The sequence below is a fragment of the Devriesea agamarum genome (assembly GCF_900070355.1).
Classification (GTDB): Bacteria; Actinomycetota; Actinomycetes; order Actinomycetales; family Dermabacteraceae; genus Devriesea; species Devriesea agamarum.
On sequence record NZ_LN849456.1, the window covers coordinates 2,394,036 to 2,408,189 of the forward strand.

The 14,154-nt window shown below is 62.2% G+C and carries 18 protein-coding genes; 10 read left to right on the plus strand and 8 right to left on the minus strand.

Going from position 1 to position 14,154, the window contains the following annotated elements:
- The first annotated feature begins 35 nt into the window (after window positions 1–35).
- From BN1724_RS10070 to BN1724_RS10080, 3 genes are read left to right on the plus strand one after another with little or no spacing between them, the layout of a single operon-like run.
- Window positions 36–2,426 (plus strand): RecQ family ATP-dependent DNA helicase, encoded by a 2,391-nt coding sequence (locus BN1724_RS10070; protein ID WP_067635259.1) that lies wholly within the window; start codon window positions 36–38, stop codon window positions 2,424–2,426.
- A gap of 45 nt (window positions 2,427–2,471) precedes the next feature.
- Window positions 2,472–3,290: a sugar phosphate nucleotidyltransferase gene (locus BN1724_RS10075; protein ID WP_231928222.1), complete on the plus strand. Its 819-nt coding sequence runs from the start codon at window positions 2,472–2,474 to the stop codon at window positions 3,288–3,290.
- Entirely contained in the window at window positions 3,287–4,573 is a 1,287-nt protein-coding gene (locus BN1724_RS10080) for a galactokinase family protein (RefSeq protein ID WP_058235257.1), read from the plus strand. The genes BN1724_RS10075 and BN1724_RS10080 overlap by 4 nt, the downstream gene beginning before the upstream one ends.
- A gap of 280 nt (window positions 4,574–4,853) precedes the next feature.
- Here BN1724_RS10080 and BN1724_RS10085 read toward each other — a convergent pair whose 3' ends face one another.
- The 5 genes from BN1724_RS10085 to BN1724_RS10105 are packed head-to-tail and all read right to left on the minus strand — an operon-like array spanning window position 4,854 to window position 7,177.
- Window positions 4,854–5,471, minus strand: coding sequence for an Asp23/Gls24 family envelope stress response protein (locus BN1724_RS10085; protein WP_058235258.1), 618 nt, complete (start codon window positions 5,469–5,471; stop codon window positions 4,854–4,856).
- Window positions 5,472–5,484: 13 nt separating this feature from the next.
- Window positions 5,485–6,036, minus strand: a complete 552-nt coding sequence (locus BN1724_RS10090; protein ID WP_058235259.1) for a DUF6286 domain-containing protein — start codon at window positions 6,034–6,036, stop codon at window positions 5,485–5,487.
- On the minus strand, window positions 6,033–6,461 hold the full coding sequence (locus BN1724_RS10095) for an Asp23/Gls24 family envelope stress response protein (protein ID WP_058235260.1): 429 nt from the start codon (window positions 6,459–6,461) through the stop codon (window positions 6,033–6,035). Before BN1724_RS10095 ends, BN1724_RS10090 begins: the two co-directional genes overlap by 4 nt.
- Before the next feature lie 4 nt (window positions 6,462–6,465).
- Entirely contained in the window at window positions 6,466–6,648 is a 183-nt protein-coding gene (locus tag BN1724_RS10100) for a DUF2273 domain-containing protein (protein ID WP_058235261.1), read from the minus strand.
- A 28-nt stretch (window positions 6,649–6,676) separates the two neighbouring features.
- Entirely contained in the window at window positions 6,677–7,177 is a 501-nt protein-coding gene (locus BN1724_RS10105; protein WP_058235262.1) for an Asp23/Gls24 family envelope stress response protein, read from the minus strand.
- Window positions 7,178–7,366: 189 nt separating this feature from the next.
- Between BN1724_RS10105 and BN1724_RS10110 the strand changes: the two genes are divergently transcribed.
- Entirely contained in the window at window positions 7,367–8,083 is a 717-nt protein-coding gene (locus BN1724_RS10110; protein ID WP_058235263.1) for an RNA polymerase sigma factor, read from the plus strand.
- A gap of 119 nt (window positions 8,084–8,202) precedes the next feature.
- Window positions 8,203–8,793 carry a hypothetical protein gene (locus tag BN1724_RS10115; protein ID WP_058235264.1) on the plus strand — a complete coding sequence of 197 codons (591 nt, stop codon included), beginning with the start codon at window positions 8,203–8,205 and terminating at the stop codon, window positions 8,791–8,793.
- A gap of 1 nt (window position 8,794) precedes the next feature.
- Here BN1724_RS10115 and BN1724_RS12975 read toward each other — a convergent pair whose 3' ends face one another.
- Window positions 8,795–9,349, minus strand: a complete 555-nt coding sequence (locus tag BN1724_RS12975; RefSeq protein ID WP_157085859.1) for a hypothetical protein — start codon at window positions 9,347–9,349, stop codon at window positions 8,795–8,797.
- Window positions 9,350–9,452: 103 nt separating this feature from the next.
- Between BN1724_RS12975 and BN1724_RS10120 the strand changes: the two genes are divergently transcribed.
- From BN1724_RS10120 to BN1724_RS13600, 4 genes are all read left to right on the plus strand, one after another.
- Window positions 9,453–9,809: a helix-turn-helix domain-containing protein gene (locus BN1724_RS10120; RefSeq protein ID WP_058235946.1), complete on the plus strand. Its 357-nt coding sequence runs from the start codon at window positions 9,453–9,455 to the stop codon at window positions 9,807–9,809.
- Complete coding sequence (locus tag BN1724_RS10125; protein ID WP_172797112.1) at window positions 9,775–10,455, plus strand: hypothetical protein; 681 nt, start codon at window positions 9,775–9,777, stop codon at window positions 10,453–10,455. Before BN1724_RS10120 ends, BN1724_RS10125 begins: the two co-directional genes overlap by 35 nt.
- A gap of 181 nt (window positions 10,456–10,636) precedes the next feature.
- Window positions 10,637–10,792, plus strand: coding sequence for a hypothetical protein (locus BN1724_RS13110; protein ID WP_172797113.1), 156 nt, complete (start codon window positions 10,637–10,639; stop codon window positions 10,790–10,792).
- The gene (locus BN1724_RS13600; RefSeq protein WP_407919304.1) at window positions 10,789–11,172 is read left to right on the plus strand and encodes a hypothetical protein; all 384 of its coding nucleotides are present in this window, start codon (window positions 10,789–10,791) and stop codon (window positions 11,170–11,172) included. The genes BN1724_RS13110 and BN1724_RS13600 overlap by 4 nt, the downstream gene beginning before the upstream one ends.
- On the opposite strand, the gene BN1724_RS13365 is transcribed toward BN1724_RS13600, so the two are convergent.
- Complete coding sequence (locus tag BN1724_RS13365) at window positions 11,054–11,506, minus strand: Rossmann-fold NAD(P)-binding domain-containing protein (RefSeq protein ID WP_231928223.1); 453 nt, start codon at window positions 11,504–11,506, stop codon at window positions 11,054–11,056. The genes BN1724_RS13600 and BN1724_RS13365 overlap by 119 nt on opposite strands.
- A 425-nt stretch (window positions 11,507–11,931) precedes the next feature.
- Here BN1724_RS13365 and BN1724_RS13605 point away from each other — a divergent pair, with 425 nt between their 5' ends.
- Window positions 11,932–12,201, plus strand: a complete 270-nt coding sequence (locus BN1724_RS13605; protein WP_084252974.1) for an HTH domain-containing protein — start codon at window positions 11,932–11,934, stop codon at window positions 12,199–12,201.
- A 1,145-nt stretch (window positions 12,202–13,346) separates the two neighbouring features.
- Here BN1724_RS13605 and BN1724_RS10140 read toward each other — a convergent pair.
- Window positions 13,347–13,796: a helix-turn-helix domain-containing protein gene (locus BN1724_RS10140; RefSeq protein ID WP_058235267.1), complete on the minus strand. Its 450-nt coding sequence runs from the start codon at window positions 13,794–13,796 to the stop codon at window positions 13,347–13,349.
- Between the last annotated feature and the right edge of the window lie 358 nt (window positions 13,797–14,154).

Below are 14,154 nucleotides of genomic sequence, written 5' to 3' on the forward strand. Positions count from 1 at the left end.
CCACACTGTGGGCACCGACCGAAAGGAGTGGGGCAGTGGACCGCAATTCCTTGCGACACGAAGCGCTGGACATCCTTCGCCAACTGACGGGCAACCCGGAAGCCGTTTTCCACGATGGTCAGTACGAAGCGATCGCAGCCCTGGTGGCTGAGCGTCGACGCGCGCTCGTGGTGCAGCGCACAGGGTGGGGTAAGTCGGCTGTGTACTTCATCGCGGCCCTGCTGCAGCGGCGTCGTGGCTATGGCCCCGCGCTCATCATCTCTCCATTGTTGGCTCTTATGCGCGACCAACTGAGCGCCGCCCACCGCGCAGGTGTTCATGCCCTCACCATCAACTCGTCGAACGCGGCTGAATGGAATGACATCGCCGATCAACTCGACGCCGACGCGGTTGATGCCCTGCTCATCTCCCCGGAGAGACTGGTCAACCCATCTTTTCGAGAACGCCACGCCCCTCGTTTGATCGAACGCTGCGGACTGCTCGTGATTGACGAAGCGCATTGCGTCTCCGACTGGGGGCACGATTTCCGTCCCGACTATCGCCGATTGCGCGACCTGGTCGCCGAACTCGGGACCGGTATCCCCATCCTCGCCACCACGGCCACTGCCAATGCGCGGGTCGTGGCCGATATCAAGGAACAACTCGGGGGACGCCCCGGGCATTCTCCGATCAAGCATGTTCCAACTGACCATTTTCCAACTGAGCATTCTCCGACTGACCATGCGTCACCTGGCCATATTCCAACTGACCACTGTCTGGCCGATTATTCTTCAGCCGGGCAGGGCGCCATAGATCCGTCGCCATCACAAAACCGGGCCTCAGGTGCGGTGCTGACCTTGCGCGGACCGCTGGCACGCACCTCTTTGCAACTAGGTGTGCTGGCCCTGCCTACCGACCGCGACCGACTGGCCTACCTATCCGCTCACCTCGATGCCTTCCCGGGCTCAGGCATCATCTACACGTTGACCGTCTCCGCCGCGGAAGATGTCGCTCGTCTGCTGGATGCACCGCATCGCCCCGTGCGGGCCTACACCGGTCGAACAGACGCTGATGAGCGCCTACACCTCGAACACGCCCTGCGCACCAACCAGGTCAAAGCATTAGTGGCAACCAGTGCGCTCGGGATGGGATTCGACAAACCCGACCTGGGGTTCGTCATCCACCTCGGTGCCCCGAGCTCGCCCGTCGCCTACTACCAGCAGGTCGGGCGCGCCGGGCGCGGGGTGAGCAACGCCTGCGTCTTACTTCTGCCCGGAGCCGAAGACCGGCGCATCTGGGAGTACTTCGCGTCCGCCACCATGCCCTCGCAGCAGGCCGCAGACCAGGTGCTCGATGCGTTGAATCGCGCAGCCTCCCCGCTGTCCACGATTGTTCTGGAATCTAGGATTAACCTGCGCCGCAGCTCATTAGAGCTGCTGCTAAAAGTGCTCGCAGTGGACGGAGCTGTGCGCAGCGTCCATGGTGGGTGGATCGCCACCGGTCAGAGCTGGACGTACGACGCCGAGCGTTACGCACGCATCGCTGCCAGCCGCCACGCCGAACAAAACGCGATGATCGAGTACGAAAACGGCGTGATATGCCGGATGGAATTCCTCACCCGGCAACTGGACGACATCGCCCCCGCCACCTGCGGGCGCTGCGATGTCTGTGCCGGCCCTTGGTATCCGCTGCCCGGTCAGGAACTTATCGATGCCTCAGCCAAAGTTGAGGCCATCACCTCTGCCGTAGGCATTCCAATTGAACCCCGCAAGCTTTGGCCCAAAGGGCTCGACCAACTCGCCAAATTCAGGAGCTCACACTCCCAGGGGACTGGCGCACCGACGGCACAGCAAGGCAACGCATCGGGCAGCACATCGCGCGGATCGTCCTGGGCGGCACCCACAGGCCGCATCAGTACAGCCGAACGCCCCGAAACAGGTCGAGCGCTCGCCCGGCGCAGCGACCTCGGATGGGCCGCGCGACTATCGCAAGTATTTCGGCGCGATGACAACGGACACCCCGTGGATGCCCCCATCCCAAACGACCTCGGACGCGGCGTGGTGCGGACACTGGCGGATTGGGACTGGGAAGTTCGCCCCGTTGCCGTCGTGGCAATGCCATCGCTCTCACGCCCCCAGCTCATCGACTCCCTGGCACGAGGCATCGCCCAGACCGGGAACCTGCCCTACCTTGGCGCTCTCGATTTCGCCCCCACCGCTAAGCAGCCGCACGGCGCAGTCAATAGCGTTTTCCGAATCGCCGAACTCTGGGGGCGCTGGGTCATCGGCCCAGACCTTCGTGACCGCCTGCACCAACTCGGTGGGCAGCCGATTCTGCTGGTCGACGACATTGTCAACACCCGGTGGAGCATCAACCTCGCTGCCCGGGAACTGCGCCGAGCCGGATCTGGGCCGGTGCTGCCGTTCGCCCTGGCCATTGAGGGGTAGTGAATGAGCTGTATGTCCCCTCCACCTCGCACTACACTCACCAGGGTGACGCATGCACTTGCACCCACAAAAGCAGTGATCATGGCCCGCGGGCTAGGAACTCGAATGCGCGCGCCCGACGCCGCCGCGCAGCTCACCGAGGATCAAGCCAAGGTAGCCGCATCCGGTGTAAAAGCAATGATCGATGTCGGCCGCCCCTTCATGGACTACCTGCTCAGCTCCCTTGCCGACGCCGGATTCACTGAGGTGTGCCTCGTGATTGGCCCGGAGCACGATGCCGTCCGCGAGTATGTCTGCTCGCTTCCCGCCAGCCGGTTGAAGGTCACCACCGCCATCCAGGCCGAACCCAAAGGGACAGCGGACGCCGTCGCCGCCGCGGAAAGCTTCGCCGCCGGGGACCGAATCCTGGTGCTGAACTCCGACAACTACTATCCCGCCGAAGTACTGGCAGCACTGCGAGAAGCCCCCGGAAGCGCCACCGTGGGGTTTGACCGCCAGGCACTGATCGCCGGATCAAACATCCCCGCCGAGCGAATCAGTGCCTTCGCCCTCATGCGAACCGACAGCAACCGACTGACTCACATCATTGAAAAACCAGCCCCCCATGACCTCGCGAGATACGGCGCCACCGCTGCAGTCAGCATGAACTGCTGGCTATTCACCCCGGCGATCTTCGACGCTTGCCGGCGCGTTCAGCCATCACCTCGTGGAGAATTGGAAATCGTCGACGCTGTGCGACTCGCCCTCGCCGGTGGTGAGGTCTTCACCGTGGTACCGGCAGCTGCAGGCATTTTGGATATAGGGAGCCGAGGAGACATCGCCGCTGTGGCTGCGGCACTTGCGAACGTGGAGGTATCGCTATGACCGCAACCACACGGGTGAGCTGGTTCGTGCCGGGCCGCATCGAAATACTCGGTAAGCACACCGACTACGCAGGTGGGCGCTCGCTGCTCGCAGCGGTTGATTGCGGACACACCGTCACAGCTACCACAGTGAGCGAGGGCGATGAGGCCGCGCCCTCCGCTCAGCCAAATGCCACAACGTTAGCCCCTAGCCCGCGCATCATCACAGCGACGTCCGCAAGTGCCCCCGACGTGGTGACGGTGGACCTCGACCACCCTGACAAGAACGCCGAATCGACACCGGGCCAAGGTCTATGGTCTGGGTATGTGCAGGCTGTTGTTAAGCGTCTGGACGCCAATTTCCCCGGTATGATCAGCAGCGCGCAGCTGCACGTGCAATCCGACCTTCCACTCGCGGCAGGAATGTCCAGCTCCTCAGCGCTCATCGTTGGACTCGCGCTCAGTCTGATCGACCTGTTCGGTCTGCGAGAGCATCCCGCCTTCCAACAGGCCATCACCGGCCTGGAAAGCCTCGCTGAATACTGCGGATGCATTGAAAACGGTCAGAGCTACGGCGCTTTAGCCGGGCATCGGGGAGTGGGCACCTTCGGCGGCAGTGAAGACCACACCGCGATGCTGTGCGGCCAAAACGCTGCGCTCGTGCAGTATTCCTTCTGCCCGATCAAACACGAAGCCACCATTCCTTTCCCCAATGATCTGGCACTCGTGGTCGGGGTATCCGGGGTGAGCGCCGAAAAAACAGGCGCGGCCATGGGGCTGTACAACCAGGCGAGCCTTGCCACACAAGACCTCCTCGACCACTGGCAGCGAGCTACCGGGCGGGCAGATGCCACCTTGGCCGCCGCGGTGCGCGCAGACGATCAGGCTGCTGATCGACTGGCTGCGCTCGTGTCAGATCGTGATGACCTCACCCGTCGTATGCGCCAGTTCGTCAGCGAGAGTGAACATCTGGTTCCCGCCGCGGCGCAGGCACTTCGGGCCGGCGATCTAGACGAGTTCGGCCGGCTGGTCGATCAGTCTCAGCGATACGCCGAGGATGATCTTGGCAACCAGGTTCCGCAGACGATCCGAATGCAGCGCCTCGCCCGCGACCTCGGAGCCATTGCCGCCAGCGCTTTCGGGGCAGGCTTTGGTGGAAGCGTGTGGGCGATGGTCCCATCCTCTGACGCCGAGGACTTCGCCCAGCGATGGATGTCAGCCTATGCAACGGAGTTTCCCACCGAGGCCAAGGCCAGCTCAGTGCTGGTGACCAGGCCCGGGCCTCCTGCGCACCGGGTGCTATAGGGCGCGTATCGCCGGTATTGGGGTGAGTGCAGCTCGCCCTTGGCGCCCTAGGTTGCGCGTTGAGTGTCGCTACAACTTCACATAGTTGCGCCCCGTCGGCAGATAGCCAACGGGGCACAACTATTGTCCGGCTACATCAGAGCCGGAATCGTACGAGGTTAGGCCGGACACAGAGCCAACGCCTTACCCGAGCCGAGCTGGACATAAAGACCGTGCCACAGCCGGGGCCAGGTCAAGAACGCGTTGGGCCCGACGACGATATCGCGACGACGTAGGAGCTCTAAGCCAGAACTACACTGCGACGCGACGGAGCCGAACCGCCAGCTCGGATGCGCACACCCACCTCGGTGAACTCAACACCCAGCGCACGCTGAGCATCGGGGATCACCTGCGATTCAAGGTCGTTGAGAACCTGGCGGGCATCTGCTCGATCCTCCACCCGAATCTCCATCATCAGGCCTGGGTTGTGAGAACTTCCCACAAGACGGGCCCTCGCTCCGCTGACGCCGCTGAGATCCTGCACGTCATCGGCAATAGCATCGCTGATGGCGCTCGTGACCACCTCTGTGCGGCTGGGTTCTCCGTCCGAGGAGTAGGAGAACTGTGAGGGGCTGGGGCTACGGGGGATCTGTCGCAGGGCGAAGAAAAGGCCGATAATCACCAAGATCACGCCGACTGCTATACCGATTGACCAGCCGGTGGTCGAAGCGATAGCTGACACCGCTGACTCCGGCACAAGGTGATCGCCGGGAGCGGGAAGCTTCGCCGAGGTTCCCGGCCAGGTTGCGCCTTTACCCACGCCTGCGGCGAGCAGGATCCAGCCGGTGCCCACGGCGAGCACCAGCAAGCCGACGATAATCAGGATGACGCGATTGGAGGCATGAGGTCTGCTGCTCATCGTGTATCCCCTTTCAGGAGGTGCGAATACGCACGCGAACGCGCGGAGTAGAGACCAATCCGAGCCCGTCCAAGCGAGTTTGCACCCGCTTTTGGATTCGGTCACCTAAATCACCGGACTCGTGCAGCGGTGTCTGCACGCGAATCTCCATCCGACGCCCACGACAGGTGGCCCGGGCAGAGGTAACTCCGTCGAGGCTCTGGGCACTAGCGGACGCAAACTGCTCAAGATCCCGCGGCGGAATCACAATTTCCCGTTGCTGACCGGGTGCATGATCCGGAGCTGACAGCTCCAAAGCAGAGCGGGCGCCAGGGATGATGCCCGCCAGTAAGCAGATCAGGCCAAGGCACACCAACACAATGGCGATGGTCCACCCGGCAGGTGAATCGATCACCAGCGCGCGGATCTGGTCACCGAGAGAGGTGATCCACGACGGGATCTCGGTTTTGCTGAGCATACTGATCGAGACAGCACACACGAGGATTCCGATCAGAAGCAGAATAATCCCGAGAATGATCATGGGAATGCTTCGGTACGGACGATGAAGCAGGCTGGGAGCTTTCACAAGACCCTCCTGGTGCCTAAGTCGTGGCTGGCCCTGACGAGACGACGCACCACAATGTCAACTTGCCCGACCCGCACCCCGGCGAGGCGTTCAACCTCGCGAGAAATGCGTTCACGCAAGATGGTGCATGTTTCCTCAATATTGCGCGGATACTCCACGGCGATTGTGCAGGTTAAAAAAGCCATCCGGCCGTCGAGCCGGACATCGACCTTAGGGGCGCGATCCAGATCGGCACGGTCGCCAAGTCCGAACGGCGTGCTCTGAGGGGCCCCCACACCGGGGACCTGAGAAGCAATGGTCGCAGCCGTCTTGCGAACTACCTTGTCGGCAATCTCAAGACGCCCCCGCGAGCTGAGGCCCGGGTTAGACCCGGACCTCACCTGCGGGGAGTGCGACGGGGCGGTGGTGGTGCCAGGCGCACTCATGGGATCACCACCGGTCGGATGAGGATCCGAAGAGATCCTTCACATCCAGCTTTCCCTCAACGATGCGCCCAATCACCAGTCCGATGACGCCGCATACGACGACCACGATGGCTTCCCAGACGCCGCCGAAGGCGAGGGCGAAACCGATGATGAGTCCGAAGATCAGTCCGATGCGCGATGCGCTCATGACTCAGTCCTTCCGGTGGGTTCGAGAATCAGGCGAGAGAATCGGAGCGCGAAGACTTCTTGTCGTGGTCTTCGCCGTCGTCATCGGGCAGATGAACGTCAGAGATGCTGATGTTGACCTCGACTACCTCGAGTCCGGTTGCGTATTCCACAGCGTCGATGACCGAGGAGCGCACCTGGTCAGCGATTTCTACAGCGGAGTAGCCGAACTCGATAATGATGGTGAGGTCGATGGCGGCCTGAACCTCACCGGTCTCCACACTCACGCCACCTGAGACGTTGGTGCGGGAGCCGGGGATACGCTCGGTTACCGCATTGAGGGCGCGACGGGCGGTGCTGCCCATTGCGTGCACGCCGGGGACCTGGCGGGCGGCCATGCCGGCGACCTTCTGAACCACGCCGTCGGCGATGGTCGTGGTGCCTTCGTTGGTCTTCAGGGGGGACTCAATCTCGCCACTGGTTTTGGTGGCTTCGACCTCGTTCTCCTTGACGTCCTTGGTGAGGTCCTTTGAAACGTTGTTAGCAGCCATGTCGAGATCCTTCTCTTGAGCTGGGAGCACCCGCTGATGACGGGCTTTAGCTGCAAAGCCGACAAACGGCCTTGCTCTCATAGGACGTTATATAGAGATAGAACGTCACGCAAGTCGTCTGACTATCTCAGGATGCGAGACATTTTGATGAAATGTGCAGGTCATTCTAGGAAGAGTAGTCTGGAGGTAATGGTCGAGCACACGGTAATTTCGCGGGAACTGGGGTCCTATGTTGCCCAATCTGCGACTGGTACCGCCACCCTGGCTGAGGCCGCAAAGATCGACGATGCAAAAAATGGTGCCGCACCTATTGATGTGGTGACGACTGGCACCGCCGTTGCGGCGGATCCCGCCACTTTGGTGGCCCGGGCGAAAGATGGTGACTCAGAGGCTTTTGCGTGCCTGATTGCGCGGCTGGAACCGGGCATGGTCCGCTACGCCTGCCGCTTCGCCGGAGGCGCACTGGATGCAGAAGACCTGGTGCAGGACACCTTGGTTGATGCCTGGCGTAGCCTCGGTGATTTAGATCGACCGGAGGCCATGACTGCTTGGGTGTACCGCTCGCTTCAACGCCGGTGTGCATCTGCCGTCCGGACCGCGGCCCGTCGCGCAACCCGAAGCTGGGAGCCGGATTGTTTGCCGGAGGGTTTGCGGCCCTGGCAAAGCGGTGGCGTCTCAGATCAAGATCCAGCCGACGTGGTCGAACAGCGTCAGCTAGTTCGCAGTTTGGGGCTTGCTCTGGATTCCCTCGACGCTGAATTGCGTGTGTGTTGGTTGCGTCGCGAGGTCGATCAGATGAGCTATGAGGACATTGCCAGAGTGTCTGGGGTGCAATCATCCACTGTGCGAGGTCGACTTGCCCGCGCGCGAACAAAGCTCGCGGCCTCAATGGGAGAGTGGCGATAAATAGATGCATAACCGATATCGGAGACCTAGCCAATATTGATTGATGTGGTCAGTGTCGGCTACACGCTTTATATCGGCATGATCGACGGGGATTGCATTAGTCGGAGTGGAGGACGAATATGACGCCGAACCAGGCAACGGAGAACACGAAGTCGACCGGAGACCGCACGCACACCACAGGACCGGCTAGCAACCCGGTCTTGGAAGGGGTTGTGCTGGGTCCCGACGAGTCCGCGCGAAGGGCAGGGCGTCCACCGGCACAGACGGCTGATACCCACAAAACCCGTGCGGGCAGCGGAACGACCCCAGAAACCGTTGGCCCCTTGACCGATCCGGAGGCGACCTCCGACAGCGGGCCTATGCACGTTCTCGATGCCATTGCCGGCGTGGTGCTCGCAACGCCGGGTGTGATCCGCTTTGAACCGTCCGTGCGGGGCAGTGTGGTTCACGCTCTTCGACGCGGTGTGGTGGCTGCGGCCTCCTTGCGCCCGGAACACTCCGGTGAGCGAGTCGCGGGGCGTAGCGGCCTGTATCCGGAGCTCAATGGACAGGAACTATCGGTCCGGATCGAAATCGCTGCTGATCTGCGCTATCCGGCGACCGCCACCGCGGACGCCGTCCGGGCCCGGGTGCGGGAGCAAATACGCCGCGCAAATCTACGGCCCGGCAAAGTCGATGTCGCGGTGCTCGCGATGGATACCTCGGACTAGGTCAGCTTCCGCCCCGGGCTAGGCTGGGCAAGGTGCGTGACGGGGACAGCCTGGTTCTGCCGTTCGTCGCGCGCTTGGCGAACTCGGCACGGTGGCCTACCCCGTCGAGCCGAACGGCTTCATCATCGCGTGCCGGGTCATCCCCATCGCCGACATCACGGCTGAATGTGCTGATGGGCTGCTTATGGACTCCGCACGGGAGAAGTCGGTGACGACCGCGAACAAGGTTCGGAACATGGTGTCGCTCATGTTCGACTGGGCGATCCAGCAGGGGTATTTCTCGGCTGCCGGGTCGATTCACAACACACGGTACGGAGCGGTCGTTGTGGCGAGCCACGTTCTCAACCCCGAATGCAATCCATGCGACGTGCTGTTCACAGCAGAGCGGGGCCGTCCGCGCGACCCCAGCGTGGTCGGCGAGTTGCTCAGGAGGTTCCGCTGCGAGTTCGAGCCGGAACTGGTGGCTATTGGGGATGACGCCGAGAATCTCACCTCGGCAGCCTCCGCAAGGCGGTCGCTGTCGCAGTATCAGACACGGCTGGCGTCGAGGTCGCACGCTACCTGCTCGGGCGCAGCAGTACCAACATTAAGGCTCAAGAAGGGGATAACTTATGAACACTTGTATTGTTCAGAGTGTGCAGATAGAGGTAGGGTGGGGCATGACCATGACGACCTTGACAATCAACCCGGAGGACGTGCGCTCCAGCGCCGGGGCGAACCCGGCTTGGCTGGAGCAGGTCGCCGCGTACGTGCAACAGGCGGCAGCCGATGGCGAGACGGTAACGCTGACGGCAAAGCGCCGCATGATGACCCCTGAGCAGGTCGCCGACGCGATGGGCGTGTCTCGTCCCACCATCTCGCGGAAGATCAAAGCGGGGGAGATTCGCGCGGTCAAGGTCGGCAATCGCAATCGCATCCCCTACGAGGAGTTCGAGCGGTACTGGCGCAAGACGATGGGCGACCTTGTGGAGCTGACACGCGATGAACTCCGTGGCGACCTCTTCGGTGATCAGTGAGCTGACGCGCGTTCTCCTTGACGCGAACATCATCGCTAAGCCCATCACTCGGACTCTGCTGATCGTCGGCGGGGTGCCGAGCGGCTTCCGCGCCTTCTGGAGCCGGGCAGCTGAGCGGGAGGCCCAGGTGCACATGCGCCCGAGGGCGTTGTCGCCATCGAGTGTCCGGGAACGATTCGATCTCCTGCTCGGGCCGACCGGCGCGGGTGCGGAACGCTTCGGAGGCACGAAGGGCGCGGATCGGCAGATCCTTGCCGATGCTGCGGCAGCGGGCGCGCGCTTCCTGGTCACCGAGGATGTGGACGATTACGGACTGGACGATCTTGCTAGCGTTGGCATCTCGGCGGCGAACCCCGATCTGTTCCTCGCCTCGCGGCTCACCCGCGATGCCTACTCGACGGTGATCGACCTGTTTGTCGAGCGTCAGCTCAACCCGCCGACCACGTCCGCGCAATTCCACGCCGCCATCGCCAAGAACCACCCGCGCCTGTTCACCGCACACGCGGACCTCTACGAGGTCGAACCCGAACGCAGCATCCACGGCGAACCGGAGGTGATCTTTCGCGGCGCGCGCTGCCTGCGCTGCGAGCAGATCATCGCCAACCCCACCACGATCGTCGACGGGCTCGGCCCGGAGTGCCGCTGAGCTACAGCATCGGGGTGTTGCCCAGCGGAGCGGGCAACACCCCAGCGAGCGCCTTAACGTTAATCCGGAACTCCGGGTCGTCCTCAGCATGGCGCTGTGCCGCTTCGAGTTTGGCCCTCACGTCACCCGTCGTCCTCGTGCCGTGGGTCTCGTGGGGGTTGGAGGGCAGTTTGCTGCGACCTTGCTCCTCCTTGCGACGACCGTCTTCATGGACTTCTCGCTGGCGCTGCTGTACATCCTGATATTTGCTCAGTCGGCGTTCGGTGCATTCACCTCCCCTACCCGGCGCCCTACATCAGATTCCTCCTACCGGCTTCGTCTGTCCCAGCTGCGATGAGCCTCTACATGCTGAGCATGAACATGGGCCAAATCATTGGGCCGCTTCTGGGTGGACTGTTGCTTGACCGGAACACTATCGGAGTAATCTTTGGCATCCACTCGATAATGCTCGCACCCTACTTTTTATCTGTTGCAACGCTCCCAGACATTGAGCCTGCGTCTCAGGAGAGGCTAGGCGTTGGGGCGGGTCATGGGTTCTCCATACGCAGTGGTCGGCCCCAGGATGGGTCGTCCACTGCGTTGGTGGTGGAATGCCAGGTCACAAGGCGGGGAGGAGTGTGTCGTGGATCCAGCCAGCGAGCTGCGTGGGGGTCGTGCTGGTTGCTGTGCGCGGTTGTTCCGGGTGGAAGTCGTCGCGCAGTCCGGTCTGGTCTGTGAGGAGCTTGGCCACGTCATTCCAGGACAGATCCAGGGGCCCGTGGACCGCCTGAACCCGGCGGCCGTGCCATGACGTGTTCAACAGCGTTAGCGCAGCCACTTCAGCGATATCGCGTGGCGCGACCCAGCTGAGCCGCTGCCTCAGGGGCAGGACTGTGCGCAGCCGCCCCTGGCGCACGTCCTCCAGGCTCAGCAGCAGGTTGGTGAAGAAGTAGCCGCAACGTAGGTGGGTCACATCGGAGGCCAGGGCATCGAGGGCGACCTCGGTGGCGGCCAGGCCGTCGATCTCCCCGACGCCGTGGCGCTTCTCCGCACCGACGCTGCTTTGGAACACGATCCGGCCGATGGTATTGGCCTCGGCTGCGGTGACGATCGCCTGGGTGACTCGAGCGTAGTCGCCCAGCGGATCGGCTGACGCGGTGCTGGGATCAACCCAGTAGATGGCATCGACTCCGCGGGTGGCCTCGGTGACCTGCCGGGGTCGGTGGAGTCGGCCTCCACGATATCGGCGTAAGGGAGGACCTCGTGGGGGATCTTGGACGGGGTGCGGGCCAGCAGGAGGGGTCGCACCCCGGCACGGATCAGCATTCGGGTCAGGTGGGCGCCGACGTTTCCTGTCAGGGTGGTGACAGCGATACGCATGGGAGTCTCCTCTCGGGGCTGCTCTTGCTATGACACTAACGACAGATGAGGCCTGTTCCTGGCCTCCTCTTGATCGAGAATCAGTGCATGGACAGTCCCTAATCACGATCACTACGCCTGCTGGCACTGCTCCAAACGGGCCGCCGATGGACCGTGGCTGACCTCGCGGGCCGGCTGAACGTGGCACCTCGGACGGTGCGCCGTGATGTTGCCTGGCTGCGAACGCTGGGCTACGACGTGCAGTCCCACCCAGGCCTCGGCGGGGCCTACGTCTTGCGGGTATCAAGATCCCGCCGCTACTTTTGGACGCCGACGAGGTCTGCACGCTCATCACGGGGCTCCTGCTCCTTGAAGCAGGCCTTGAGGACGTCACCGCGACCACCGTGATAACCAAGCTGGGACGGTTCCTGCCACCCAGCCTGCGCCAACGGGCCGTCGCCACCGCCACTACCACCCAGGTCCTCACAACCACCCATGCGGTCGACTGGCCCGTGATTGGGATGATCGCGGACACCAGCGCAGGGATACGAGGCCCGTCACTTCCCACACGAGTCCGTCCAGCACTGGCTCCTCACCGATTTCGGCCGCCCCACACAACACGACAACTAACCATGAGCACCACTCGGATCGATCTCTAACCGCATTGACACGCAGCGGGGATACCGACCCCGACCAGGGGCCGGTCTGGGCAGATCGACACGGCGTCAGTGCGATTGACGGAACCATGACCGCAGGATCACGAATAAGGGCAGCTTGGGCACGACGAGGTTCATACCCTCGTCCGCCAGCCCCGGTAGCGGGCGACACTGGGCGGCCCTTCACAACCCGGTATGCACTGCGGGCTTAAACCCTCACGCGAAATCCACAATAAACCTCAAGGTGTCTCGGTAGCTGGGGCTAGCTGTTTATTCCCCAGAAGTATCTAATCTAAAGCTCTTGCGTTTTATTGTAAAAAATCTATAAAACACCGACCATGCCATTGCGGCATACAGCAGCATGTTCCCGCTATTGAATAAGTGAACCACAGGAATCGCTGCTGTCATAAAAATATGTGCTACCACCGTCAATCCTGCTACCCTCAGAGCGCCCCGCTTGTAACTCTGAGCAGCAGTCAACCAGATCAGCGAAAAAAAGAATATTAAAAATAATATCCTACTAAGCCCCTCCACTAGGGTTACGCTAGTGACCAGAACAACTGGTGGTAGGGAGAGCCAGATAATTTGGATCTCCCTACCACCAGAATCTAGGCAGGACGCAGAGGCACTTCGTACCTTCTCGGTATAGGCCCTATCGCTGTAGATAATGATCCTCCCATAGAATCTTAAATGTTCTAGTGAGCCGGCTTGACTCCACCTAGAGCACCTCCAAGAATACCCGGCCCCGGAGAGCGACGTCGGGGAACGAAGCGCGAACCTCCTCAAGCAGCCGACGATGGAGACGGTCCCGCTGACGTGGCGGTCGGTGTATTGACGCCAAGCTCCTGCCCCGGCTTCGAGAGCTGTCGGACCGTCTCGATATGTCGGGCGATCTCCTCAGAGTCCATGACGACGATTAAACACGACCTGGTAGATATCATCGTCGATAAGCCCGCAACGCACGGCCGCCGATACCTCGGCCCACGTTCCCGGCGGATCCACAGCTAGGCCGTCGTACCCATCACTCGTCCCCCGCTCCGCATAGGGGAAACGCGCGAGTTCATCCTCAAGCTGACTGCGGTCAATGATGCCTGCCGCGAACCGCTCGCAGATCTCCATCGGCGTTGCTCCAGAAAACCCCTCCACGGGCATGGTCACACGCTCGGCAGCCTTCAACGCTGCCGACACGGAAGGCTGTGCAATACCCAGCCACGCCGCGATCTGCCGCTGCGTGTATCGCCCGCCCAGCTGTCGCAGCTGGCGATGGTAGTCCAGATCGTCGATCTCGCGACGGTGGCGCAGCTGCACCGCTGCGCGTACCTCCGCCGGAACCTGAGTAGTCGTCATCTCGACCACCTCCTATAGGAAACCCTATCAATAGTGATAGACACATCTATCACTCTGTGCGCTCAAATGCCCGCCGAACGCTCGAGGCGCCCACGCGGAGCGCGCGGGCGGTGTCGGCGACGGACCCGCCGGCGGCGCGCAACTCGGCCTCCTGCGCCTGCAGGTCCTCCTCCCTAGTGCTCACCGGGGCCTGCGGCACCGGATACTGCGGCTTCCGGAATCGACCGTTTTGGGCGCGTCAACCGACACCTAACAGATCAACTACAACTCGAGGTCAACATCGACCGCATGGTCATTCAGTTGTGACCGACTTTGATCGGCAGGGTGTGGGTAGTGTCAGGGGAAATTTTCCACTGCG

Bases quoted from the DNA above. Each gene is read 5' to 3' on its own strand.
- BN1724_RS10080 (WP_058235257.1), top strand. From the start codon at position 3,287: ATGACCGCAACCACACGGGTGAGCTGGTTCGTGCCGGGCCGCATCGAA.
- BN1724_RS10085 (WP_058235258.1), bottom strand. From the start codon at position 5,471: ATGAGCAGCAGACCTCATGCCTCCAATCGCGTCATCCTGATTATCGTC.
- BN1724_RS10095 (WP_058235260.1), bottom strand. From the start codon at position 6,461: ATGAGTGCGCCTGGCACCACCACCGCCCCGTCGCACTCCCCGCAGGTG.
- BN1724_RS10100 (WP_058235261.1), bottom strand. From the start codon at position 6,648: ATGAGCGCATCGCGCATCGGACTGATCTTCGGACTCATCATCGGTTTC.
- BN1724_RS10105 (WP_058235262.1), bottom strand. From the start codon at position 7,177: ATGGCTGCTAACAACGTTTCAAAGGACCTCACCAAGGACGTCAAGGAG.
- BN1724_RS10110 (WP_058235263.1), top strand. From the start codon at position 7,367: ATGGTCGAGCACACGGTAATTTCGCGGGAACTGGGGTCCTATGTTGCC.
- BN1724_RS10115 (WP_058235264.1), top strand. From the start codon at position 8,203: ATGACGCCGAACCAGGCAACGGAGAACACGAAGTCGACCGGAGACCGC.
- BN1724_RS10120 (WP_058235946.1), top strand. From the start codon at position 9,453: ATGACCATGACGACCTTGACAATCAACCCGGAGGACGTGCGCTCCAGC.
- BN1724_RS10125 (WP_172797112.1), top strand. From the start codon at position 9,775: ATGAACTCCGTGGCGACCTCTTCGGTGATCAGTGAGCTGACGCGCGTT.
- BN1724_RS13600 (WP_407919304.1), top strand. From the start codon at position 10,789: ATGAGCCTCTACATGCTGAGCATGAACATGGGCCAAATCATTGGGCCG.
- BN1724_RS10140 (WP_058235267.1), bottom strand. From the start codon at position 13,796: ATGACGACTACTCAGGTTCCGGCGGAGGTACGCGCAGCGGTGCAGCTG.